Below are 21126 nucleotides of genomic sequence, written 5' to 3'. Positions count from 1 at the left end.
CGCCGTGCGCATCACAAGTGTGGTTCGAGCCACGCCAGCAGGTGGATCTTCGGCCGGGCGCCCACGGCCTGCGCGACCAGCACGCCGTCCCGGTACAGCTGGAGCGTGGGCGCGGACATGATCCGCTGGTCGCGCGCGGTGCGCGGGCTGGCGTCCGTGTCGACCTTCACCACGGTCAGGTCGTCCCGCTCGCGGTCGATCTCGGCCAGCACGGGCTCCAGCATCCGGCACGGCCCGCACCAGTCGGCGCGGAACTCCACCAGCACGTTCCCGCTGCTCACGGCCTCGGTGAACTCGTCGTCCGTCAACGTCCGCACGGTCTGCTCCTCTGCTCGGCTTCCCGGAGTTGCGCGCGCACCTGGTCGCGGACCGCGTGGAGGCGGGCGATGCACTCGTCCAGCTCGGCGACCTTGCGCCGGTACACCTCGACGGACGCCGCGCAGGCGTCCCCGGTGCTGTGGCCGTCGCGCAGGCACTCCACGAACGGGCGGGTGTCCTCCAGGGCGAACCCGATGCCGGCGAGCGAGCGGATCTCGTTCACCAACCGCAGGTCGTCCTCGTCGTACTCCCGCTGCCCGTTCGCGCCGCGCCGCGCCCGCAGCAGGCCGAGGGACTCGTAGTACCGCAGCGCACGGGTGGTGGTCCCACCCCGCCGCGCCAGTTCTCCGATGCGCACGGGCCGATCCTCCGCCTTGACGTCGACGTCAAGTCCAGTGTGGCTCACGCCACCCGATACCCTTGTCAGTTGTGCTGGTGCTCGCCCTGGACACCGCCACTCCCGCCGTCACGGCCGGAGTGGTGGAACTGACGCCCGATTCGCCGCCGCGCCTGCTCGCCCAGCGGGTGACGGTGAACTCGAAGGCGCACGGAGAGCTGCTCACCCCCCACCTGCTGGAGGCGTTGGCGGAGGCCGGGCACGCGCTGTCCGACCTCGACGCCATCGTGTGCGGCTCGGGCCCGGGGCCGTTCACCGGCCTGCGCGTCGGCCTGGTCACCGCCGCCGCCCTCGGGCAGGCGCTGAACCGGCCCGTGTACCCGGTGCCGACGCCGGACGCCATCGCGCTGGACGCGCTGGCCCTGGCGGCCGACCCGGCGAGCGGGTCGCCGGCGGGCAAGCCGCTGCTCGTGGCCACGGACGCGCGCCGCAAGGAGGTGTACTGGGCGGCCTACGACGCGGCCGGCCGGTGCACCGACGGCCCGCACGTGGACCGGCCCGCCGACCTCGTCGGCAAGCTGCCCGCCGTCGCGAACGCCACGGGCGAGGGCGCCGAGGTGTACGCCGACGTCCTCGGGCTGCCCGTGCTCGGGGCGCGCTACCCGTCGCCGGTCTCCCTGGTGGCCGCGGCCGCCGGCGAGCTGCTCGCGGGCGCCCGCCCGGCCGCCCTCACCCCGCTCTACCTGCGCCGGCCCGACGCCGTCGAGCCGGTCGGCCGCAAGCGGGTGACGAGGGCGTGAGCGCGGGCACCGTCACGATCTCGCCTCTGCGCCACGAGGACGTGCCGCGGTGCGCGCGGATCGAGCACGAGCTGTTCCCCGGCGACGACCCGTGGAGCGAGGACGCGTTCCGCAGCGAGCTGGACAACGGCAACTTCTACGTCGGCGCGTACGTGGACGGCGTCCTCGTCGGGTACGCGGGCCTCGGCCTGACCGACTTCGAGTGCAGCGTCCACACGATCGCGGTCACGGCCGGGTACCAGGGCGGCGGCGTCGGCAGGACCCTGCTGCGGACCCTGCTCGCCAAGGCCGACGAGGCGGGCCTGCCGGTGTTCCTGGAAGTCCGGACGGACAACGTCCCCGCGATCAACCTGTACCTGGCGCACGGCTTCGAGCACCTCGGCCTGCGCCGCCGCTACTACCAGCCGTCGGGCGCCGACGCGTACACGATGGGAAGGCCCGCGAACCGTGACTGACCGGCTCATCCTCGGTATCGAAAGCTCGTGCGACGAGACCGGTGTCGGCATCGTCCGGCTCGGCCCGGACGGCTCGATGGAGCTTCTCGCGGACGAGGTCGCGTCCAGCGTGGAGGAGCACGCCCGGTTCGGCGGCGTGGTCCCCGAGGTGGCGTCGCGGGCGCACCTGGAGGCGATGGTCCCGACCATGCGCCGCGCCGTGGAGAAGGCCGGGATCGAGCTGCGGGACGTGCACTCGATCGCGGTCACCGCCGGTCCGGGGCTCGCGGGCGCGCTGCTGGTCGGCGTGTCGGCGGCGAAGGCGTACGCGGCGGCGTTGGACAAGCCGCTCTACGGCGTGAACCACCTGGCCGGCCACGTCGCCGCGGACACCCTCCAGCACGGGCCGCTGCCGAAGCGGTGCCTGGCGCTGCTGGTGTCCGGCGGGCACTCCCAGCTGCTGCTGGTCGAGGGCCTGGCCGAGCGGATCACCGAGATCGGGTCCACCGTGGACGACGCGGCGGGCGAGGCGTACGACAAGGTCGCCCGGCTGCTCGACCTGCCCTACCCCGGCGGCCCGCCGATCGACAAGCTCGCCAAGCAGGGCAACGGCTGCGCGATCGCGTTCCCGCGCGGCCTGACCGGGCCCCGCGACTCGAAGTACGACTTCTCGTTCTCCGGCCTGAAGACCTCCGTCGCGCGGTGGGTGGAGAAGCAGGAGCGGGCGGGCGAGGAGATCCCGCTGGCCGACGTCGCCGCGTCGTTCCAGGAGGCGGTGGCCGACGTGCTGACCGCGAAGGCCATCCGGGCGTGCCAGGACTTCGGCGTGGACACGCTGGTGATCTCCGGCGGCGTGGCGGCGAACTCGCGGCTGTCCGGCCTGGCGGCCGAGCGGTGCGCCGAGGCGGGCATCGAGCTGCGCGTGCCGCGGCCCCGGCTGTGCACGGACAACGGCGCGATGATCGCCGCCCTGGGCGCGCACCTCGTCGCGGCCGGCGCGAAGCCGTCCTCGCTCGACCTGTCCACCACCCCCGGTCTCCCGGTCGGCACCATCCAGATCCTCTGACACCCGGCGGTCAGGCCGGTTCGCCCTCCCGGCGCACCGGTTCCGCCACCCGCACGTCGACGCCCTCGGCGTGACCCGCGTCGAACGCCGCCGCGAAGCCGTCCGCGCCCAGCACCGCGCGGGCGGCGGACGTGATCCGGTCCACGTCGCCGCGTTCGGCCGCCGGCAGCGGCACGCCCACCGACTCGCGTGCCGCCGCGGCCGCCCCGAGCAGCCGGGCGGCCTCCGCGGCGTCGCCGGCCAGCGCCTTGGCGCCCGCCACGCCCTCCAGCGCCAACGCGACCGCCCGCGGGTCGCCCACCTGGCGGGCCAGCGCCAGCCCCCGTGACTGCACCTCCAGCGCCCGCGCCGCGTCACCGCGCAGCTCGGCCACGAACCCCAGCTCGGCCAGCACCAGCGTCGCGCCCGCCTCGAACCCGACCCGGCGGTGCCAGTCGAGCAGCCGGGTCCAGTGCGCCTCGGCCTCGTCCAGCCGCCCCTCGCGCCGCGCGCCCAGCGCCAACCCCGTCTCCGCGTACACCTCGCCGGGCGCGAACCCGTGCTCGGCCGCCGCACGGCGTGCCCGTTCGTGCAGGTCGCGTGCCTTCGCGTAGTCGCCGGTGGCGAGCGCGACCCGGCCGAGCCAGGACAGCTTGTACGACACCTCGGGCCACGACTCCAGCTCCTCGGCCACCCGCAGGCCCTCCCGGTGCACGGCCTCCGCCCGCGCGAGGTCGCCGGCCAGCTGCGCGAGCACGCCCAACCCGAACGACGCCTTCAGCTGCCCCCACCGTTCACCCAGCCTGGTGAACAGCTCGGAGCTCCGCCGGGCCGACGCCCACGACCGGTCCAGCCGGCCGCGGGCCAGGGCCTGGCTGACCCGGTCGCTGTGCGCGGACGCCACGCCCCACTCGTCACCCAGCTCCTCGAACGCCTCCAGCGCCCGGTCCGTCAGCTCCTCGGCGGACGGCATGTCGCCGACGGTCGACAGCACGTACCCCAGGAACCACCGGGCGCGCGCCCGGTCGAGCGGGTCGGCGATCTCCGCCGTGCCGGCCGCGGCCGCCGGGTCGACGGGCTCGCCGACCAGCACGCCGAACCCGGCCCGCCACGCCGCCGTCACCGGATCGGGGGACGTCATCAGCCGCAGCCCCTCGCGCAGCCGCCCGCGCAGGAACCAGTACCACGTCAACGCCCTGGCCAGCCGGGCGGCACCGGCGGGCTCCAGCACGTCGTGCGCGGCCCGGAGGTTCGCCGTGTCGGCGTCCAGCCGGCGCAGCCACCGCAGCTGCCCGGCGGTCCGCAGCTCCCGATCGGCCCGTTCCGCCAGCGCCAGGTGGAACTCGGCGTGCCGCCGCCGGACCTCGTCGAACTCGCCCGCCTCGCGCAGCCGTTCCCGGCCGTAGTCGGCGACCGACTCCAGCAGCCGGAACCGCGGTTCGCCGCGGTGGTCGGGGGCGACCACGAGCGACCGGTTGACCAGGCCTGCCAGCACGTCCGCCACCTCGTCGGCCGCCACGGCGCCACCCGCGCACACGGCCTCGGCGGCGTCCAACGCGCACCCGTCCACGTGCACGGACAACCGCCGCAGCACGGTCCGCTCGGCGTCGCCGAGGAGGTCCCAGCTCCAGTCGATCATCGCCCGGAGCGTGCGCTGCCGGGCGGGCGCGTCGCGGTGACCGGTGGCGAGCAGCCGGAACCGGTCGTCCAGCCGGTCGAGCAGGGCGGTCACGCCGAGGCCGCGCACGCGGGTCGCGGCCAGCTCCACCGCGAGCGGCAGGCCGTCGAGCCGGCGGCAGATCGCCTCGACCGCCTGCGTGTTGTCCGGCGTGACGGCGAAGCCGGGCGCGGCGGCGGCAGCGCGTGCCGCGAACAACGCGACGGCGGCGTCGACGTCGAGCGGCGGCACGGCCCACACCACCTCGAACGCCAGGCCGAGCGGTTCCTGGCTGGTGGTGAGCACCCGCAGGCCCGGCACGGCGCGCAGCAGGCGGGACACCAGCGCGGCGACCGGCTCGACCAGCCGCTCGCAGTTGTCCAGCACCAGCAGCACCTCACGGCCCCGCAACGCCTCCACGAGCCGGTCCACCAGGTCGTCGGACCGACCCCCGGCGAAGCCTCCCGGCGCGTCCTCGCGCACGCCGAGCACGTCCGCCACGGCGTGCGCGACCTGCTCGTCGCGCCCGACACCGGCCAGCTCGACCAGCCACACCCCGTCGCCGACCGCGGCCCGCCGGGCGACCTCCACCGCGAGGCTGGTCTTGCCGACCCCTCCCGGCCCGGTGAGCGTCACGAGCCGCGACCGGCCGAGCAGGCCGCGCACGCCGTCCACCGCGTCGTCCCGCCCGACCAGGTCGGTGACGGGCGCGGGCAGGTTCGTGCGCGGGCCGCCGGCGGCGGGGCCCAGCGCCGGGTCGTGGTTGAGGATCGCGTGGTGCAGGGCGGCCAGCTCGGGGCCCGGCGCCAACCCCTGCTCGTCGGCCAGCAGCCGGCGCAGCTCGGCGTAGCTCTCCAACGCCTCCACCTGACGCCCGGCGCGGTAGAGCGCCCGCATGTGCAGGCCGCGCAGACGTTCGCGCAACGGGTGCCGGGCCACCTCGTCGGCCAGGTCGACCGCGCCCGCCTCGGCGAACTCCTCCAGCGCGGCGAGCCGCTCCTCGGTCCAGCGCGCCGTCACCGCCGCCAGGAACGGCGCGTCGGCGAACTCGGCCAACGGCTCGCCGCGCCACAGCGCCAGCGCCTCGCCGAACCGCCCCGCGGCCACCAGCTCCCGGAACCGCAGGAGGTCCACAGTGGACGCGTCCACCCGCACCGAGTACCCGGCCGGCCCGTGCGCGACCAGCTCCCGCCCGCCCGGCTCGGCCGCCTCCAACGCCCGCCGCAGCTGCGAGACCTTCGTCTGGAGCGTGTTCACCGGGTTGCCGGGCGGCTCGTCGCCCCACAGGTCGAACGCCAACCGGTCCGCCGACACCGGCCGCCCCTCGTGCGCGAGCAGGTCCGCCAGCAGCGCCCGCACCTTCACCTCGGGCACGCGGACCTCCGCGCCACCCGCCGTCCACACGGCGAGCGGCCCCAACACCCCGAATCTCACGCCCGGACCGTAACGGGGCCGCCCGCGGCCGACCCCCAGCGGACCCGCAGCGAACCGTGCGCGGCCGGCGGCACCGTGGGATTCACACGAAGGAGTGAGACACCGCATGACTGACAAGACCCCGTTGACCCTGATCGGGCTCGGCCCCATGGGCCAGGCCATGGTCACCAGGCTCCTCGCCGCCGGCCACCCGACCACGGTCTGGAACCGCACCCCCGCCCGCGCCGACGCCGTCGTCGCCCGAGGCGCCGTCCGGGCCGCCACGGCCGCCGACGCCGTCGCCGCGAACCGGCTGATCGTCCTCAGCCTCACCGACTACGCCGCGATGCACGACATCCTCGACGGCACGGACCTCGCGGGCCGCGTCGTCGTCAACCTCAGCTCCGACACGCCCGCCGAGACCGTGCGGGCCGCCGCCTGGCTGGCCGAGCGGGGCGCGGAGCTGCTGGTCGGCGGCGTGATGGTGCCCGCGCCGCTGGTCGGCGACGAGTCCGCGTACGTCTTCTACAGCGGCCCGCGCGAGGTGTTCGACCGGTACGCCGACACGCTGGCCGTCATCGGCAGGCCCGACTACATGGGCGCGGACCACGGCCTGGCGCAGCTGCTCTACCAGGCCCAGCTGGACGTCTTCCTCACCTCGCTGGCCGCGATGCTGCACGCCACCGCCCTGGTCACGTCGGCGGGCCTCACGGCCGAGGCGTACGCGCCGTACCTCACCGACGTGGTGTCGTCGTTCGCGATGTACGTCGCGGAGACGGTCCGGCACGTCGACACCGGCGAGCACCCCGGCGACCTCGCCAACGTGGCCATGATGGGCGCCACGGCGGCGCACGTCGTGGGCGCGAGCGAGGCCGCCGGGGTCGACGCCGGGTTGCCCGAGGCGGTCCGGTCCCTCTACGACCGCGCCATCGCGGCGGGGCACGGGAAGGACAGCTGGACCGCCCTGGTCAACGTCCTGCGCGGCTGATCACACCGGGTTCAGGCCGGGGTTGCGGTCCTCGACCACGAACGACTTGAGCGTCGTGGCCTCGGCCCCGGCCGTGCGCACGTGCGGCAGCGTGCGGAAGTCCGCCCGCATCTCCTGCGCGGTGAACTTCGTCCGCACGTACCCGCGCCGCCTGCTGTGCAGCTTGATGTGCGGGTTGTTCCGCAGCTGCACCTGGTCGACGGTGTCGTTGCCGTCGCCGCCGGACGTCACCGACGAGCACACGAGCTCGGTGCCGACGGTCCGCGACGCCGGGTCGTTCCAGTCCAGCTTCACGTCCGCCGCGTAGTGCGCGTGCACGTCGCCGGTCAGCACGACGGCGTTGCGCACGCCCGCGTCGACCCACCCGCGCGTCACCCGGTCGCGGGACGCCAGGTAGCCGTCCCACCCGTCCATGGAGACCTCCTTCACCGGGCCGTCCTTGCGGTCGCGCTCGGCGAAGAACACCTGCTGGCCGAGCACGTCCCAGCGCGCGCGGGACCGGCGGAACCCGTCGAGGAGCCACTCCTCCTGCTCGGCGCCGGTGATGGACCGGGTCGGCAGGGCGGCGTCCGCGCACGTCTTCCAGCCGTCGCCGCACGCCTGGTCGTCCCGGTACTGGCGGGTGTCGAGCATGTGGAAGTTCACCAGCCCGCCCCAGCCGAGCCGCCGGTAGAGCTGCATGTCCGTGCCGTTCGGGCGGGCGCCGCGCCGCAGCGGCATGTTCTCGTAGTACGCCCGGAAGGCCGCCTCCCGCCGTGCCGCGAAGTCCGGGTCGGGCTGCTCGGGCACGTCGTCGGCCCAGTTGTTCTCGACCTCGTGGTCGTCCCACACGACGACCCACGGCGCGACGGCGTGCGCGACCTGGAGGTCGGCGTCGGTCTTGTACTGCGCGTGCCGCAGCCGGTAGTCGGCCAGCGTCCGGGTCTCCGGCCCGACGACCGTCCGCACGTCCGCCGCCTTGGCCGCGTACTCGTACTGGTAGTCGCCGAGGTGCAGGACCACGTCCGGGTGGTCCTCGGCCAGCCGCCGGTAGGCGGTGAAGTAGCCCTCGCCGTAGTGGGCGCACGACGCGAAGCACATGGTCAGGTCCTGCCCGAGGACCCACGGCTCGGGCGCGGTCCGGGTGCGGCCGACGGGGGACAGGTGGCCGTCCACGCGGAACCGGTAGTAGTACTCGCGGCCGGGCCGCAGGCCGAACGGCTCCACGTGCACGCTGTGGCCGTTCTCGGGCCGGGCGGGCTGCACGCCGCGCCGCACGACGCGCTGGAAGCGCTCGTCCTCGGCCAGCTCCCAGTGGACGGGGACGACGCGGTCGGGCATGCCGCCCAGGCCGTCCTCGTTGAGCGGACGCGGCGCGAGGCGCGTCCACAGCACCACGCTGTCGGGCAGGGGGTCGCCGGAGGCCACGCCCAGGGTGAAGGGGTCGTCGAGCTTCGGGAAGCCCGCACCGGCGGTCGCCGCGGCCGCGAGGGCCGCACCGCCGATGAGCAGGGAACGTCGGGTCACCGTGGTCATGCGCCCACCGTGACCCAGCATGGTGGCGAACGGGTGAACACCGGCATTACCCCGGGCATCCAGCTCTCCGCAGTCCAGCGAGGGCTCGTCCGACGAGGGCAGGCCGGACGTCACCGCGGACCGGTGCGCCCGAGCTGGTCCGGATCGGCGTGCGCGCGCGGTTCCGAGCGGTTGCGGGCCGCCTCGCGGACGTCGCCGGACCGGGTGCCCGGAAGGAGTGACGGGGGCTCGTTGAAGCGTTGGCACTCGCCTGGGTAGAGTGCTAGATGCACGGCACCAGCAACCGCCCCGACCCCCGCGACGGCGGGGTGGCAGGAGCCGTAAACGCAACCTGCCAACGCTTTCGACGACCGTGGAGGTCAGCCCGGTGAGCGTGAACATCAAGCCGCTCGAGGACAAGATCGTCGTCCAGGCCAGCGAGGCCGAGACCACGACCGCTTCCGGCCTCGTGATCCCGGACACCGCGAAGGAGAAGCCCCAGGAGGGCAAGGTCCTCGCGGTCGGCCCCGGCCGGATCGACGACAAGGGCAACCGCGTCCCGCTGGACGTGGCTGTCGGTGACGTCGTCATCTACTCCAAGTACGGCGGCACCGAGGTCAAGTACAACGGCGAGGAGTACCTGATCCTCTCCGCCCGCGACGTGCTGGCCGTCATCAACTGACGCTCGGCTGACACGCAAGGCGCCCCGGCGAACCCCATCTCCGGGGCTTCCCGGGGCGTTTCGCATCAAGAGAGGCGTAGGCAATGCCCAAGCAGATCAGCTTCGACGAGGACGCTCGTCGGGCCCTTGAGCGCGGCGTGAACAAGCTCGCGGACACGGTCAAGGTGACCCTCGGTCCGCGCGGCAGGCACGTCGTGCTCGACAAGAAGTTCGGCGGCCCCACCGTCACCAACGACGGCGTGACCATCGCGCGCGAGATCGAGCTGGAAGACGCGTTCGAGAACCTGGGCGCGCAGCTCGCCAAGAGCGTCGCGACCAAGACCAACGACGTGGCCGGCGACGGCACGACGACCGCGACCGTCCTGGCCCAGGCCATGGTGCGGGTCGGTCTGCGCAACGTCGCCGCGGGCGCGAACCCGATGTCGCTCGGCGTCGGCATCCAGGCCGCCGCCGAGGCGGTCGTGGACGCGCTGAAGGCCAAGGCCACCCCGGTCAAGGGCCGCGACAACATCGCCCAGGTCGGCACCGTCTCGTCCCGTGACGAGTCCATCGGCGCCCTGCTCGGCGAGGCCATCGAGAAGGTCGGCGAGGACGGTGTGATCACCGTCGAGGAGTCCTCCTCGATGGCCACCGAGCTCCAGATCACCGAGGGCGTGCAGTTCGACAAGGGCTACGTGTCGGCGCACTTCGCGACCGACCTCGAAGCCCAGGAGACGGTGTTCGAGGACGCCCGCATCCTGCTGCACCGCGAGAAGATCTCGGCCCTGGCCGACCTGCTGCCGATCCTGGAGAAGGTCGCCGAGTCCGGCAAGCCGCTGGTCATCATCGCCGAGGACGTCGAGGGCGAGGCGCTGTCCACCCTGGTGGTCAACGCCCTGCGCAAGACCCTGCGCGTGGTCGCGGTCAAGGCGCCGTACTTCGGCGACCGCCGCAAGGCGTTCCTGGACGACCTCGCGGTCGTCACCGGCGCCCAGGTCATCGCGGCCGAGGTGGGCCTCAAGCTGTCCGAGGCCAACCTCGACGTGCTGGGTTCCGCCCGGCGGGTCGTCGTGTCGAAGGACAACACGACCATCGTCGACGGCGGCGGCGCCAAGGCCGACGTGGCGGGTCGCGCGGAGCAGCTGCGCCGCGAGATCGAGGCCACCGACTCCGACTGGGACCGCGAGAAGCTGCAGGAACGGCTGGCCAAGCTGTCCGGCGGCATCGCGGTGATCAAGGTCGGCGCGGCCACCGAGACCGAGCTGAAGGAGCGCAAGCACCGCATCGAGGACGCGGTGAACGCGACCAAGGCGGCGGTCGAGGAGGGCATCGTCCCCGGCGGCGGCTCGGCCCTGGTGCACGCGGCCAAGGTGCTCGACGGCGGTCTGGGCCTGTCCGGCGACGAGGCGACCGGTGTCGCGATCGTCCGCGAGGCCCTGGGCTCGGCGCTGTTCTGGATCGCCGCGAACGCGGGTCTGGAAGGCGCGGTCGTGGTCAACAAGGTCCGCGAGGGCGACTGGGGCTTCGGCCTCAACGCCGCGACGCTGGCCTACGGCGACCTGCTCGAGGCCGGGATCATCGACCCGGTGAAGGTGACCCGTTCCGCGGTCACCAACGCCGCTTCCATCGCCCGCATGGTGCTCACCACGGAGAGCGCCGTCGTGGAGAAGAAGGAAGAGGAGCAGGCGGGCTCCGCCGGGCACGGCCACGGTCACGGGCACGGCCACTGACCAGCGGTATCACCCGGTAGCAGAGCGAACGGGAGGGGCGGCACCCGCGAGGTGCCGCCCCTCCCGCGCGTTCGGCGTCACGCAGGCGTCAACTGACGCTTGCGCGCCTTGATGATGCTGTCCCGCTCGGATTCCGAGAGACCACCCCAGATCCCGTACGGCTCCTGCACCGCCAGGGCGTGCCGCCGACACATCTCCAGCACCGGGCACGACAGGCACACGGCTTTCGCCCTGGCCTCCCGCCGCGCCCGCGCCGGTCCGCGCTCCCCGTCCGGGTGGAAGAAGAACGCGCTGTCCATCCCGCGGCACGAGCCGCGCATCTGCCAGTCCCACAGATCCGCGTTGGGACCGGGAAGCCTTCGGGTGTCCGCCATCGAGACCGCCTCCTTGGCCCATGGACGTGAACTGCTCCATTCGGCTTAACGATGATCCACCGTAGAACCGCGCCAAAACTTGTTCAAGGGGGTAGCAGGGCTTTTACCGGCAATTCATTCGATGGGTGATCGGTCGGCGGCCACCCCCGGAGTTGCCGGTGACGTCAGGTGAACGGACCATGTCACCGTGATGACGCCCCCCGACCACACCGGGACCGTGCCGGAAGGCGACCGGGAAACCGTTGCGGCAGAAGATGATCCGGCGCATTCGGTGACCCTCTCGGTGGCCGCCGTGGCCCGCCGCCTCGGCGTCGCGCCGGCTACTCTGCGCACCTGGGACCGCCGGTACGGGCTGGGACCCACCGATCACACAACCGGGCGACACCGCAAGTACGCGCCACTCGACGTAGCGCGCCTCGAACTGATGCAGCGAGCCCTGCTGCGCGGCGCGTCGTCCGCCGAGGCGGCCAAGTACGCCCTGTCCAGCACGGTCCAGGCCCGCACGACCACGCCGCCGTCGCTGACCGGCGGGTCGAACGGCGGGCCGGGCGGTGGCGGGCTGACCGGCGGGGAGCTGAACGGCGGAGAGCTGAACGGCTCGGCGTCCGGCGGCCGCGGCCTGAAGCTGGAGGCGGCGAACCGGCGGGCCAGGGGTGTGGGGCGGGCCGCGCTGGCGATGGACTCGGCGGCCGTGCAGACGATGCTCGCGGACGCGATTGAGGCGGACGGCCTGGTCGCGACGTGGGACGAGGTGATCCGGCCGGTGATGGCCGCGATCGCCGCCCGGTGGGAGCACTCCGGGGCCGGGGTCGAGGTGTCGCACCTGGTGGAGGAGTGCGTGCTGGCCGCCGTGGTGCGGGCGACGCCGGTCGTCGCGAACCCCCGCAACCACCGGCCCGTGCTGCTGGCGTGCATGCCGGACGAGCGGCACGCCCTGCCGCTGTACCCGCTGGCCGCGGTGCTGGCGCAGCGCGGTGTCGGCACGCGGCAGCTCGGCGCGGCCCTGCCCGCGGACGCCCTGGCCGCCGCCGTGCGCCGGACCGCGCCGGCGGCCGTGGTGCTGTGGGCCCAGCTGCCCCGCTACGCCGATCCGGGTGTGGTGACCTCGTTGCCCCGGACCAGGCAGCAGGTCCGCGTCTTCGCGGGCGGTCCGGGCTGGGAGCGCGGCGTCGTGCCGCAGCCGGCGGAGCGGATCAACGACCTCGCCTCGGCGGCGGACGCGGTGGAACGCGCCGTCTGCTGACCCCGTTCCCGATCTCCTCCGGCCGTCGACGACCGGGCCGTCCCGTGGTGGTTGGATGGGTTTCGGCTGGTCAGGTGGACGAGGGGGCGCGGTGGACGTGCGGCGGGCGGCGTTCGGCGATCAACCGGAGGCCCTGGTGTGGGCCGCGCTGCGCGGTGACGTCGAGGAGCGCTGGCTGGCGGCCGTGGCGCTGGGCGGCCAGGGGCACTACGCGGCGGCGGCCACCGTGCTGACCGAGCTGGCCCGGACCGGTGGGCTGTTCGGGTCGCTGGCGGCGTCGGCGCTCGCGTCGCACCGGCGGCAGCTGGGCGGGCACGCGGCCGCGAGGGTGCTGGACGGCCGCGCGCTCGCGACGGCGCCCGCCGGAGGGCGGTCCGACGACCCGGACGACGTGGACGCGGCCGGGGCGCGCGCGGACGCCCTGCTGGGCCTGGCGGCCGACGCGATCGGCGCGGGCCGGCTGACCGAGGCCCGGCGACTGCACGCGAGGGTGGAGCCACGCGGATGGCGCAGCCGGGTCCGCCACCAGTGGGTGGCCGCCGAGATCGAGTTGGCCGGCGGTCACGCGGAGCGGGCCGTCGGTCCGGCGGAGGTGGCGGCGGCGACCGCGCGCGAGGCCGGCGCGACGCGGCACATCCTCAAGTCCGACCTCGTCCTGGGGACGGCGCTCGTGGTCTGGGGGACACCCGAAAGCGTTGACAGGGGCGTCCGATTGCTGCACTGTGACCTAAATCACACTGACCAGAGAGGGCTTTTCTCGTTGCACTGGCCGACGGGGCTCGTGCTGGCAAACGTCCTGGCAGACCGCAGTATTGCGGACGCGGGAAACGTGAAGGACAGCTTCGAAAACGCTCTGAGCTGCGTGTTGCGCAGAGCGGACCCCCTCGGCCGACGTCTCGCCGTCCAATCCCCGTGGATCCCGAGTCCGCTGCTCCGTTCCGGGGAACCCCCGAACGCAGACCCTGAGACGAACTTCTTGACGGATTAAGCACCGGATCGTGTCAAGGTTCGGCCTCTAGCGTCCGATAGGGGATGTGGAACGTCACTCGGCTGCAGGAAGGAGTCCCCGTGACCACGGTCCTTATTTGCGACGACCGGCGCAGTGTGCGGGAGGGTCTCACCCGCGTGATGTCGGCTGTCCCCGGGGTTAGCCGCATCGACTGCGTAGCGCACGGTGACGAGTTGTTGGCTCGGTTCTCTCGGCAGCCGGTCGACGTCGTACTGGTTGGCACCCAGCGCGCCGTCCCGACCGGGGTCGAAGCGACCCGACGACTCGTCTCGGCCAACCCGCAGGCAAACGTCATCGTCTTCGGCGCGCCGGACGACGCGGGCAGCATCGCCGCGGCGATCGCCGCGGCGCCCGGGGCTACCTCCGCTGGGACGCCTCGCGCCCCGAGCTGGTGGCCGCGCTGGCGCACACCCTCGCGAGCACCAGCGTGCCCGCGCCGCGCCAGCCGTCGGACCCCGGCGTGCAGCTCACCGAGCGCGAGCTGCAGGTGTTGCGCGGGATGAGCCAGGGCAAGAGCAACGGGCAGATCGGGCGCGAGCTCTACCTGTCCGAGGACACGGTGAAGACCCACGCCCGGCGCTTGTTCCGCAAGCTCGGCGTGCGCGACCGGGCGCAGGCCGTCGCGCACGGCTTCCGGCGGGGCCTGGTCTCGTAGGGCCCCGTTAGGCGGGTCACAACGACACTCCTTCCTCCGGTCCGGCCCGGCGACGTGACCACGTCGCCGGGCCGGTCGCGCGCTCACGGCGTGTCGGCAGGTCACCGGGGGTGTCGGCACCCGTGGCTCAACTTCCGGTCGTGGGACCGGTACGGTGAGCATCACCGGTACGGGCGACGTCGATCGTCCCGTGCCGTTCGTTGTCGGTAGGCCTACGCGTAACACCAGGGCTGTTGTCTGCGATGACCAACTTGGGGGACGGACTGGACGCCGAAGTGGGCGCAGCCGTCGATGGCGACCGCCACGCGATCGAGCGGCTCCTGGCATCCATCCGACCCCTCGTGGTGCGGTACTGCCGCGCCCGAGTCGGCAGGCAGGAGAGGTCTTTCGCTTCGGCGGACGACGTGGCCCAGGAGGTGTGTCTCGCGGTGCTGACGGCCCTGCCCAGCTATCGCGACCAGGGTCGGCCGTTCTTGGCGTTCGTCTACGGGATCGCCGCGCACAAGGTGGCCGACGCGCATCGCTCCGCCGCCCGGAACCGGTCCGAACCGGTCCCGGAGGTCCCCGACGCCCCCGAGACGGAGGCCGGCCCGGAACAGCGCGCCATGCAGGGCGAGCTGTCCCAGCGGATGGCCCTGCTCCTGCGCGTCCTCCCCGAGAAGCAGCGGGAGATCCTGCTGCTCCGCGTCGTCGTCGGCCTGTCGGCCGAGGAGACCGCGGACGCGGTCGGCTCCACGCCGGGCGCGGTACGAGTGGCGCAACACCGCGCCCTCGCCCGCCTTCGCAAGACGTTGGCAGCGGAGGAGGTGGTTTGAGTGGCTGACCAGCACGAGAAGGGCAACGGAGAAGTCGTGCGCGGACGTGACGAGAGACCGCCGCATCCAGATGACACCCTGGTCGAGCCGGGGGACGACCTCGCGGGCATCCGAGCGGACGACGAGCTGCTCGACGCCCTCGGCGGGCGTGACGCCGAACCAGCCGACTCGCTCGTCAACGACGAGCTGAACGCCCTGCTGCTCGCGTGGCGGCGTGAGGTCGACCGCCCGCCTGTGGGCGAGCTGGTCGACACCGACACGGCGGTCGCCACGATCGCCGCCGCCCGGCCGCAGCCGCGGAGCAGGCACCGTTTCCTCATCCCCCTGGCGAGCGCCGCCGCCGTCCTGGCGATCGCGTTCACCGGCATGAGCCTGGTCGCGCGCGACGCCGAGCCCGGCGACGCGCTCTGGGGTCTGACCAGGGTCCTCTACTCGGACCACGCGCGGTCGATCGAGGCCGCCGTCGCGGTCCGCACCGATCTCGACACGGCGCGCGCCGCGCTGCGCGACGGCCGGTACAGCGAGGCGCGCGACGCGCTGGCGAAGGCGGAGCAGAGCCTGCCGTCGGTGTCCGCCGACGACGGCAAGGACGACCTGGTCCAGAAGCACGAGTCGCTGATGCAGGAGCTGACCAGCACCACGCCGTCGCCGAGCACGCCGGTCACGTCGGTCCCGCTCACGACGGCGCTGCTGTCGCCCACCACGACCAGCCCCAGCTCGCCGCCGCTGTCGACGACCCAGCCCGCGCCCACGACGACGGTGCCGACGACCACCACCGAACCGACCCCGACCTCGGACGGCACGGTGCCGCCGCCGCCCACGTCGGTCGTGCCGGGAGGCCAGACCAAGGGCGAGACCGTGACCCCCGGCGGGGGCACCACGGACGGGACCCGGAACGACACCCAGGGCAGCACCCAGGGCGGACCCGAGAGCTAGGCCGGAACCGCCCCGGAGCCCCACCTGTGACGAAGCCCGCCCCTCGCGTGGGGGCGGGCTTCGTCACATCGTCAGCGGGCGCTCTCGGTGGCCGTGACGCCGTCGGCGTAACCGCGGCAGTACTCCCAGCTCACGTAGGACGCCGGGTCCGGGTCGTACGCGGGCTCGTGCGGGCGCATCCGGCCGTCGGACAGCAGCTGCTCCAGGCTCGACCGCAGCAGGGCCCAGTCGTGGTAGTGCGGCTCCTCGCACTCGCCGCAGTCCACCACGATCCCCCTGACACCACGGGGTTCCAGCAGCGCCTGGTACACGGCGAGGTCGCTGAGGTCGCCGATCAACTCCGCCCGCTCGGCGTCGTCCATCGGCGGGTGGTCGTGTTCGTGGTCGGGTTCGCCGAGGGCCCGCGCCGGGTCCTCCGGGTCACCCGCGAACGGGTCTGGTGGCAACGCGTCGTGCGGCACGACCCCGCACGGTACCGGGCGGACCCCCGACCACGTCCAGATACCATGGGCTGACCCATCGCCGCCTGCGGGGAACATCGTCCACGGCGGCGGGATCACCGCACGACGGAAGGCAAGCCAGCCGCCATGACCAGCGAGCTCAACGCTGACGGAGTCCCGAGCAAGTTCGCCATGCTGGGACTGACCTTCGACGACGTACTGCTGCTGCCCGCCGAGTCGGAGATCATCCCGAGCGCGGTGGACACGAGCACCAGGCTGTCCCGCAACGTCACCCTGGGCATCCCGCTGGCCTCGGCCGCGATGGACACGGTGACCGAGGCCCGGATGGCCATCGCGATGGCGCGCCACGGTGGCATCGGCGTGCTGCACCGCAACCTGTCCACCGAGGACCAGGCCCGCCAGGTGGAGACCGTCAAGCGGTCCGAGGCGGGCATGGTGACGGACCCGGTGACGTGCACCCCGGACGACACGATCCGCCACGTCGACGAGCTGTGCGCGCGCTACCGCATCTCGGGCGTCCCGGTGACCGACCCGAGCGGCAAGCTCGTCGGCATCATCACCAACCGCGACATGCGCTTCGAGGTCGACCACTCGCGCAAGGTCAGCGAGGTGATGACCAAGGGTCCGCTGGTCACCGCCCAGGTGGGCGTGTCGGCCGAGGCCGCGCTGGGCCTGCTGCGCCGGCACAAGGTGGAGAAGCTGCCGATCGTCGACGGCGAGGGCAAGCTCCGCGGCCTGATCACGGTGAAGGACTTCGTCAAGACCGAGCAGTACCCGAACGCGTCCAAGGACCCGGACGGCCGGCTGCTGTGCGCGGCCGCGATCGGCGTCGGCGAGGACAGCTTCGCCCGCGCGATGGCGCTGGCCGAGGCCGGCGTGGACGTCGTGATGGTGGACACCGCGCACGGCCACCAGCGCAACGTGCTGGAGATGGTCGCGCGGGTGAAGAAGGAGCTGGGCGACTCGGTGGACGTGGTCGGCGGCAACGTCGCCACCCGCGCCGGCGCGCAGGCCCTCGTGGACGCGGGCGCGGACGGCGTGAAGGTCGGCGTCGGCCCCGGCTCGATCTGCACCACCCGCGTGGTCGCGGGCGTCGGCGTGCCGCAGATCAGCGCGATCTACGAGGCGAACCTGGCGTGCGAGCCCGCCGGCGTGCCGGTGATCGGCGACGGCGGCATCCAGTACTCGGGCGACATCGCGAAGGCCATCGCGGCCGGCGCGAGCGTGGTCATGCTCGGCAGCCTCCTGGCGGGCACCGCCGAGGCGCCGGGCGAGGTCATCCTCGTCAACGGCAAGCAGTTCAAGACCTACCGCGGCATGGGGTCGCTGGCGGCGCTGCGGGGCCGCGGCGACAACAGCAAGTCGTTCTCGCGGGACCGCTACTTCCAGGACGACGTGCTGTCCGAGGACAAGCTGGTGCCCGAGGGCATCGAGGGCCGCACGCCGTTCCGCGGCCCGTTGTCGCAGGTCGCGTACCAGCTGGTCGGCGGTCTCCGGATGGCGATGGGCTACACGGGGTCGAAGACGATCGAGCAGCTGCGCGGCAAGCAGCTGGTCCGGATCACGGCGGCGGGGCTCAAGGAGAGCCACCCGCACGACATCACGATGACCGTGGAAGCCCCGAACTACACGACCCGCTGAATCGGTTGGGCTAGGGTTCCCAGGTTCCGCTAGCTCCACGGAAGGACGAACAAGGTGCGCGATCTGGTCGAGATCGGCATGGGCCGGACCGCGAGGCGGGCCTACGAGCTGGACGACCTGGAGATCATCCCGTCCCGGAGGACGAGGTCGTCCAAGGACGTCTCCACGGCGTGGCAGATCGACGCCTACCGGTTCGAGATCCCGCTGATCACCCACCCCACCGACGCGATCGTGTCGCCGGGGACGGCGGTCGCGGTCGGCGAGCTGGGCGGGCTGGGCGTCCTCAACGCGGAGGGCCTGTGGGCCCGGCACGGCGACGTCGAGGAGGCCCTGTTCCGGCTGGTGCAGGCCGTGGAGGACACCGACGACCCGGCCGCGCCGGTGCGGGTGCTCCAGGAGCTGCACTCGGCGCCGGTGCGGATGGACCTGATCGCCGAGGCGATCAAGCAGGTGCGCGAATCGGGCGTGACGGTGGCCGTGCGGGTGAGCCCGCAGCGGGCCGCCGAGCTGACCCCGGACCTGCTCGCGGCGGGCGTCGAGATCCTGGTCGTGCAGGGCACGATCATCTCGGCGGAGCACGTGTCGCGCGACGGCGAGCCGCTGAACCTGAAGTCGTTCATCGCGGACCTCGACATCCCGGTGATCGCGGGCGGGGTCGGCGACTACCGGACCGCGATGCACCTGATGCGCACGGGCGCGGCGGGCGTGATCGTCGGCTACGGCTACACGCCGGGCGTGACCACGACGGACTCCGTGCTCGGCATCGGCGTGCCGATGGCCACGGCCATCGCCGACGCCGCCGCCGCGCGCCGGGACTACCTGGACGAGACCGGTGGCCGGTACGTGCACGTGATCGCCGACGGCGGCGTGCTGACCAGCGGCGACATCGCGAAGTCGATCGCCTGCGGCGCGGACGCCGTGATGCTGGGCGAGCCGCTGGCGGCGGCGTCCGAGGCGCCGGGCCAGGGCTTGTACTGGACCGCCGCGTCGGCGCACCCCTCGGTGCCGCGCAGCCACGTGTCGACGGGCGTCGACCAGGTGGTGGACCTGCGGACGCTGCTGTTCGGGCCGTCCGTCGACCCGCGCGGCGTGACGAACCTGTTCGGCTCCCTCCGCCGCGCGATGGCGAAGACGGGCTACTCGGACCTCAAGGAGTTCCAGAAGGTCGGCCTGACCATCCGCGGCTGAGCCCTCCGGCGAGGTCGCGTCGGTGGTTCGTGGCCGGCCCTCGGGCGATCACGCTCTTCGATCGCCGCAGGACCGGCCACGAACCACCGACCTCCAGGCGGCCTCGCCCGCCGTCTGCGAAGCAGCGGCAATCCAATGCCGGCCATCCAACACCGCAATCCACCACACCACTAGCCTGTTACCCGAAGTTACGCATAATCTGCTGTGCATGGGTGAACTCGCCGGTAACAACACCGACTACGACGTCGTGGTCGTGGGTTCGGGCTTCGGTGGCAGCGTCGCCGCGCTCCGCCTCACGGAGAAGGGCTACCGGGTCGCGGTGGTCGAGGCGGGCCGCAGGTTCGCCGACGACGAGTTCGCCAAGACGTCCTGGGACCTGCGCCGCTACCTGTGGGCGCCCGCGCTGGGCTGCTACGGCATCCAGCGCATCCACGCCCTGCGCAGCGTGATGATCCTGGCCGGGGCCGGAGTCGGCGGCGGGTCGCTGGTGTACGCCAACACCCTGTACCGGCCGCTCAAGCCGTTCTACCAGGACCGCCAGTGGGCCGACATCACCGACTGGGAGGCCGAGCTCGCCCCGTTCTACGACCAGGCGAGCCGGATGCTGGGCGTGGTGGAGAACCCGACCACGACGCCGTCGGACGTGGTGATGCGGAAGGTCGCCGAGGAGATGGGCGTCGCCGACACGTTCCACCCGACGCCGGTCGGCGTGTTCTTCGGCGAGCCGGGCAAGCCCGCCGAGGACCCGTACTTCGGCGGCGCGGGCCCGAGCCGGACCGGGTGCACGGAGTGCGGCGCGTGCATGTCCGGCTGCCGGGTCGGCGCGAAGAACACCCTGGTCAAGAACTACCTCTACCTGGCCGAGCGCAACGGCGCCGAGGTGCTGCCGCTGACCACCGTCACGGACCTGCGCCAGGCGCCGGACGGCACGTGGGCCGTGAGCACCCGGCGGACCGGCGGCAAGCTCCGCAAGGGCCGCCGCACGATCACCGCGGGCCAGGTGGTCCTCGCCGCCGGCACGTGGGGCACCCAGCAACTCCTGCACCGGATGAGGACATCGGGCGCGCTGCCCCGCCTCTCGCCCCGCCTCGGCGAGCTGACCAGGACGAACTCCGAGTCGATCATCGGCGCGGGGCGCTTCACCGTGGACGAGGAGCGCAACTTCAGCCAGGGCGTGGCCATCACGTCGTCCATCCACCCGGACGAGCAGACCCACATCGAGCCGGTCCGCTACGGCAAGGGCAGCAACGTCATGGGGCTGTTGCAGACCCTGGCCACGGACGGCGCGAAGTCGACGCCCCGGCTGCTGCAGTTCCTCGTCCAGGCGGTGCGGCACCCCATCCGGCTGGCGCGGCTGCTGTCGGTGCACCGGTGGAGCGAGCGGACGGTGATCCTGCTGGTGATGCAGAGCCTCGACAACTCGATCACCACGTTCACCAAGAAGGGCCTGTTCGGGCGCAAGCTGACGTCGAAGCAGGGCCACGGGCAGCCGAACCCGACGTTCATCCCGGCCGGGCACCGGGCGAACCTGCTGGCGGCGAAGCACATCGACGGCATCGCGGGCGGCACGTGGGGCGAGCTGTTCAACATCCCGCTCACCGCGCACTTCATCGGCGGCTGCCCGATCGGCGCGGACCCGGACCGCGGCGTGATCGACCCGTACCACCGGGTCTACGGCTACCCCGGCCTGTCCGTGGTGGACGGCGCGGCGATCTCGGCGAACCTCGGCGTGAACCCGTCGCTGACCATCACGGCGCAGGCCGAGCGGGCGTTCTCGCTCTGGCCGAACAAGGGCGAGCCGGACCGCCGACCCGACCAGTCCACCCCGTACCGGCGGTTGGCGCCGGTCGCGCCCCGGAACCCGGCCGTCCCGGCGCACGCTCCCGGGGCGTTGCGGCTGCCGATCGTGGAGGTCGGGCCGTCCTGA

Annotated in this window: 19 protein-coding genes and 1 pseudogene; 14 read left to right on the top strand and 6 right to left on the bottom strand. The window is 73.2% G+C overall.

What is annotated here, in order from left to right:
- Positions 1 to 11 precede the first annotated feature (11 nt).
- Positions 12 to 317, bottom strand: coding sequence for a thioredoxin family protein (locus ACRAKH_RS31765; RefSeq protein ID WP_380727740.1), 306 nt, complete (start codon positions 315 to 317; stop codon positions 12 to 14).
- Entirely contained in the window at positions 305 to 676 is a 372-nt protein-coding gene (locus ACRAKH_RS31760) for a MerR family transcriptional regulator (protein WP_380727742.1), read from the bottom strand. The genes ACRAKH_RS31765 and ACRAKH_RS31760 overlap by 13 nt, the downstream gene beginning before the upstream one ends.
- A 71-nt stretch (positions 677 to 747) precedes the next feature.
- On the opposite strand from ACRAKH_RS31760, the gene tsaB reads away from it, so the two are divergent.
- Genes tsaB through tsaD form a run of 3 tightly spaced genes read left to right on the top strand, consistent with a single transcriptional unit; the run spans position 748 to position 2955 of the window.
- Positions 748 to 1455 (top strand): tRNA (adenosine(37)-N6)-threonylcarbamoyltransferase complex dimerization subunit type 1 TsaB, encoded by a 708-nt coding sequence (gene tsaB / locus ACRAKH_RS31755; RefSeq protein ID WP_447009484.1) that lies wholly within the window; start codon positions 748 to 750, stop codon positions 1453 to 1455.
- Positions 1452 to 1910, top strand: coding sequence for a ribosomal protein S18-alanine N-acetyltransferase (gene rimI / locus ACRAKH_RS31750; protein WP_380730653.1), 459 nt, complete (start codon positions 1452 to 1454; stop codon positions 1908 to 1910). The genes tsaB and rimI overlap by 4 nt, the downstream gene beginning before the upstream one ends.
- Positions 1903 to 2955: a tRNA (adenosine(37)-N6)-threonylcarbamoyltransferase complex transferase subunit TsaD gene (gene tsaD, locus ACRAKH_RS31745; protein WP_380730655.1), complete on the top strand. Its 1053-nt coding sequence runs from the start codon at positions 1903 to 1905 to the stop codon at positions 2953 to 2955. The genes rimI and tsaD overlap by 8 nt, the downstream gene beginning before the upstream one ends.
- Before the next feature lie 10 nt (positions 2956 to 2965).
- Here tsaD and ACRAKH_RS31740 read toward each other — a convergent pair whose 3' ends face one another.
- The gene (locus ACRAKH_RS31740) at positions 2966 to 6025 is read right to left on the bottom strand and encodes a BTAD domain-containing putative transcriptional regulator (protein WP_447009483.1); all 3060 of its coding nucleotides are present in this window, start codon (positions 6023 to 6025) and stop codon (positions 2966 to 2968) included.
- Between the two features lie 106 nt (positions 6026 to 6131).
- On the opposite strand from ACRAKH_RS31740, the gene ACRAKH_RS31735 reads away from it, so the two are divergent.
- Entirely contained in the window at positions 6132 to 6992 is an 861-nt protein-coding gene (locus tag ACRAKH_RS31735; RefSeq protein ID WP_380728864.1) for an NAD(P)-dependent oxidoreductase, read from the top strand.
- On the opposite strand, the gene ACRAKH_RS31730 is transcribed toward ACRAKH_RS31735, so the two are convergent.
- Positions 6993 to 8507 (bottom strand): alkaline phosphatase D family protein, encoded by a 1515-nt coding sequence (locus ACRAKH_RS31730; protein WP_380728867.1) that lies wholly within the window; start codon positions 8505 to 8507, stop codon positions 6993 to 6995.
- Between the two features lie 367 nt (positions 8508 to 8874).
- Here ACRAKH_RS31730 and groES point away from each other — a divergent pair, with 367 nt between their 5' ends.
- Both groES and groL read left to right on the top strand, forming a co-directional pair.
- Complete coding sequence (groES, locus tag ACRAKH_RS31725) at positions 8875 to 9168, top strand: co-chaperone GroES (RefSeq protein ID WP_077010188.1); 294 nt, start codon at positions 8875 to 8877, stop codon at positions 9166 to 9168.
- Between the two features lie 83 nt (positions 9169 to 9251).
- Positions 9252 to 10877, top strand: coding sequence for a chaperonin GroEL (groL, locus tag ACRAKH_RS31720; protein WP_380728869.1), 1626 nt, complete (start codon positions 9252 to 9254; stop codon positions 10875 to 10877).
- Positions 10878 to 10954: 77 nt separating this feature from the next.
- Here the strand turns inward: groL and ACRAKH_RS31715 are convergent, their stop codons facing one another.
- Positions 10955 to 11251, bottom strand: coding sequence for a WhiB family transcriptional regulator (locus tag ACRAKH_RS31715; protein WP_033428626.1), 297 nt, complete (start codon positions 11249 to 11251; stop codon positions 10955 to 10957).
- Positions 11252 to 11441: 190 nt separating this feature from the next.
- Between ACRAKH_RS31715 and ACRAKH_RS31710 the strand changes: the two genes are divergently transcribed.
- The 5 genes and pseudogenes from ACRAKH_RS31710 to ACRAKH_RS31690 all read left to right on the top strand — a co-directional run bounded on the left by ACRAKH_RS31710 (position 11442) and on the right by ACRAKH_RS31690 (position 15909).
- Positions 11442 to 12494 (top strand): MerR family transcriptional regulator, encoded by a 1053-nt coding sequence (locus tag ACRAKH_RS31710; RefSeq protein ID WP_447009991.1) that lies wholly within the window; start codon positions 11442 to 11444, stop codon positions 12492 to 12494.
- 91 nt (positions 12495 to 12585) lie between these two features.
- Positions 12586 to 13482: a hypothetical protein gene (locus ACRAKH_RS31705; protein ID WP_447009482.1), complete on the top strand. Its 897-nt coding sequence runs from the start codon at positions 12586 to 12588 to the stop codon at positions 13480 to 13482.
- 80 nt (positions 13483 to 13562) lie between these two features.
- A pseudogene (locus ACRAKH_RS31700) lies at positions 13563 to 14158 on the top strand (response regulator transcription factor).
- A gap of 242 nt (positions 14159 to 14400) precedes the next feature.
- A complete protein-coding gene (locus ACRAKH_RS31695; protein WP_380725587.1) occupies positions 14401 to 14973 on the top strand; it encodes a sigma-70 family RNA polymerase sigma factor in 573 nt (190 codons plus the stop codon).
- Positions 14974 to 15909 carry an anti-sigma-D factor RsdA gene (locus ACRAKH_RS31690; protein ID WP_380725585.1) on the top strand — a complete coding sequence of 312 codons (936 nt, stop codon included), beginning with the start codon at positions 14974 to 14976 and terminating at the stop codon, positions 15907 to 15909.
- A 71-nt stretch (positions 15910 to 15980) separates the two neighbouring features.
- On the opposite strand, the gene ACRAKH_RS31685 is transcribed toward ACRAKH_RS31690, so the two are convergent.
- Positions 15981 to 16370, bottom strand: a complete 390-nt coding sequence (locus ACRAKH_RS31685; protein ID WP_380725583.1) for a DUF5319 domain-containing protein — start codon at positions 16368 to 16370, stop codon at positions 15981 to 15983.
- Between the two features lie 126 nt (positions 16371 to 16496).
- Between ACRAKH_RS31685 and guaB the strand changes: the two genes are divergently transcribed.
- The 3 genes from guaB (at position 16497) to ACRAKH_RS31670 (ending at position 21126) form a co-directional block, all read left to right on the top strand.
- A complete protein-coding gene (gene guaB / locus ACRAKH_RS31680; protein WP_380725581.1) occupies positions 16497 to 18011 on the top strand; it encodes an IMP dehydrogenase in 1515 nt (504 codons plus the stop codon).
- Between the two features lie 54 nt (positions 18012 to 18065).
- On the top strand, positions 18066 to 19199 hold the full coding sequence (locus ACRAKH_RS31675; RefSeq protein WP_380725579.1) for a GuaB3 family IMP dehydrogenase-related protein: 1134 nt from the start codon (positions 18066 to 18068) through the stop codon (positions 19197 to 19199).
- Between the two features lie 208 nt (positions 19200 to 19407).
- Positions 19408 to 21126 (top strand): FAD-dependent oxidoreductase, encoded by a 1719-nt coding sequence (locus ACRAKH_RS31670; RefSeq protein ID WP_380725577.1) that lies wholly within the window; start codon positions 19408 to 19410, stop codon positions 21124 to 21126.

This window comes from Saccharothrix hoggarensis (genome assembly GCF_052936025.1).
Note: the sequence above shows the minus strand (reverse complement) of the source record. Positions and strands in the feature narration are given on the sequence as shown.